Annotated in this window: 3 protein-coding genes; 1 reads left to right on the top strand and 2 read right to left on the bottom strand. The window is 67.2% G+C overall.

Annotation, left to right across the window (positions count from 1 at the left end):
- Positions 1-540: M24 family metallopeptidase (locus WAN02_RS01495; protein ID WP_422262161.1), on the top strand; the 540-nt coding region annotated here is incomplete at its 5' end.
- On the opposite strand, the gene WAN02_RS01490 is transcribed toward WAN02_RS01495, so the two are convergent.
- A complete protein-coding gene (locus WAN02_RS01490; RefSeq protein WP_422262159.1) occupies positions 529-1,788 on the bottom strand; it encodes a hypothetical protein in 1,260 nt (419 codons plus the stop codon). The two genes, WAN02_RS01495 and WAN02_RS01490, sit on opposite strands and share 12 nt — an antisense overlap.
- Positions 1,789-1,805: 17 nt before the next feature.
- A partial coding sequence (locus WAN02_RS01485; RefSeq protein WP_422262157.1) for an SDR family NAD(P)-dependent oxidoreductase occupies positions 1,806-2,496 on the bottom strand: 691 nt, incomplete at its 5' end.

Here is a 2,496-nt window from a genome sequence, read left to right as displayed (position 1 = left end):
GCCGCGGGCGGGGTAAGCACACCGGCCACCCAGGACGCCGCGTGGGTGACCTCGCGGGAACACCCGTGGCGGCGGGCACACAGCGACGGCGAGGTGCGGTCCGGCGACCTGATCGTCTTCGGCGCGGGCGCGCTGGCCGACGGATACGTCGCGGAGGTCAGCCGCACCTGGCCGGTCGGAGACGCCACCAACGATGCGACCGGCAAGCTGTATCAGCGTTCGAATGAGCTGTGGGACAGGCTGATTGCGGCGTGTCGACCCGGGGCTTGCGCTGCCGATTTGCTCGCTGCCTACGACGAGGCCGGCGAGCCGGCGCCGCCGATGGCGGTCGCGCACGGTCTGGGGCTCGGCTTTGATCCGCCGGTGATCTCGCGGCAGCTTCCGGCCACCGCCGACGCCGAGCGGCTGGATCCGGGGATGGTGCTCGCGCTCACCGGCTACGTGTGGCAGGAAGGCCTCGGCGGTGTGCTTCGCCGCGACACTGTCGTCATCACCGACGGCGGACCCGACGTGCTGACCGCCAGCCCGTCATGGCAATAGCATCCTGTCGACACGGTCGCCGAATCGCTGTGTCTCCCAGAGGTTCAGCGCATTGGCCAGCATCTGCAACGGTGCACGGACACTCTCGTCGTCTTTGATGCGGGGGTCTTTTCTGGTCATCGTGCGCGCGGCGTCGCCGAAGCGTGAACGGATCAACGCGGGTACGTCGAGCAGCCAGGCGACCGTCATGACCCCGACGTAGAGCATGACCTGGTTGCGCAGCTCGGTCACGCTGAGATCTGGCCCGCCGCAGGCGCGTATCTCGGAGACGAACAGGCGCAGCAACTCATCGAGGTGCCGATCCCACAGGTCGGTCTCGGCGCCCGACATAGCGCCCCACAACGCCATGGCAACGTTCATCTGACCGGCGCAGCCCCAGTCCAGCAAGCCGCAGCGCAGGGCGTTGTCGCTGTCGCGCCAGAACCAGGCGTTGTCGACGTTGGCGTTCCAGTGACACAGCGCGATGTAGTCAGCGTGATCGGCCAGATAGCTCCACACCGCCGGCTCATTGGCCAAGAATCGTGGCGCGTCGGTGCGCAGGCGCGAAATGAATTCCGGCGAGCGGATGTTCGCGGGCAGCAGCCCGGGGCTGGTGTCCACGAAGTCGGCGAGCTGGTCCAGTCGACCGTCCAGCTTCTCAGGGCTGATCGGTGCCCGTTCACCAACCTGTGCCGTCTGCATGTCGACCGGGAACTGATCGCCGGTAGGAATGCGTCCGGACCGGTGACCACCGACGAGCCGGCCCAGCGCCGAGACCAGAGCCCGGTAGTGGTCCAGCGGTTCGGGCATCTCGTAGTCGAGGCATTTGTGGTACTGGCGCTCGATACCGTTGACCCCGAGGTGGATTCGCTCCGATATCAGTAATCCGGTGCCCGTGTCGCGGTGGTAGTCGGCGAATTGAGTGGCCGGAACGGTGATCGGAAAACCCGGTTCGTGTGACAGCGCGGCGAACAGGACTTCCGATTCCATCTGGGTCTTGCCGCGATCGCGGATCGGGTCGTCGAAATCGCGGGAGAACTTCACGAACAGGTCGTTGTGGGCGCCGGGCTTGTCGTACTCGACGGTCAGAAGCAGCTTGCGGCCGGTGCTTCCGGCTGGGACCTCGTCGAATCGGCTGATACGCGTGACGGCATTACCGGCGTCCAGCGCACCCGAGATGCGGAACGCATCGGTGAGAAACGCTGCGCCACCGGAATGTAACGCTGCGGGATCGGCGGGGATCGGAAGGCCGAAGTGGTCGCCGGTCACCCATCGATCCGCGGACATCACCAGGTCTGTTCGGCGGCGCGGACCAGCATGTGGTTGACGGCCACGCGGCGGTTGCGGGTGACGACGTACAAGACCGCGTCGGCGATGTCCTCGGACGCCAGCTTGACCATGTCCGCGGTCTGCCGATCGAACGCGGCACGCGCCTGGTCGGGCAGGTGATCGCTGATCTCGGTGTCGACAGTGCCGGGGCCCACCACGGCGACCCGCACCCGCTTGCCGATCAGTTCCTGACGGATACCCTCGCTGAACGCATTCACGCCGAACTTGGTCAGCGAATAGACGGCGGTACCCGGTCGGGCGACCCAACCGGCGGTCGAACTGATGGTGACCAGATCGGCGACGCCGCGTGGTGAGTCGGCGGCGGCGTCGATCAGGTGGGGGAGCGCGGCGCGGGTGACGTATAAGACGCCCTGGATGTTGACCCGCACCAGGTCGTCCCAGTCCTGCAGTGGCGCTTCGGCGGCCGGCGACATCCGCATCAACCCCGCGTTGTTCACCACGGTGTCCAGCCGTCCCAACTCGTCGACGGTGTGCTGCACCGCGGCGGCGACCTGAGCGGCGTCGGTCACGTCGGTGGGCACCGATAGCGCCGTGCCGCCGGCCGCCTCGATGTCGGCTTTGAGTTGATCGAGACGATCGGCGCGACGTGCGAGCAGCGCGACGGCCGCGCCGTGCTCGGCCAATGCC

This window comes from Mycobacterium sp. (assembly GCF_049281135.1).
Lineage (GTDB): Bacteria > Actinomycetota > Actinomycetes > Mycobacteriales > Mycobacteriaceae > Mycobacterium.
The sequence above is the reverse complement of the archived record's forward strand: the minus strand, read 5'-3'. Positions and strand labels throughout refer to the sequence as shown.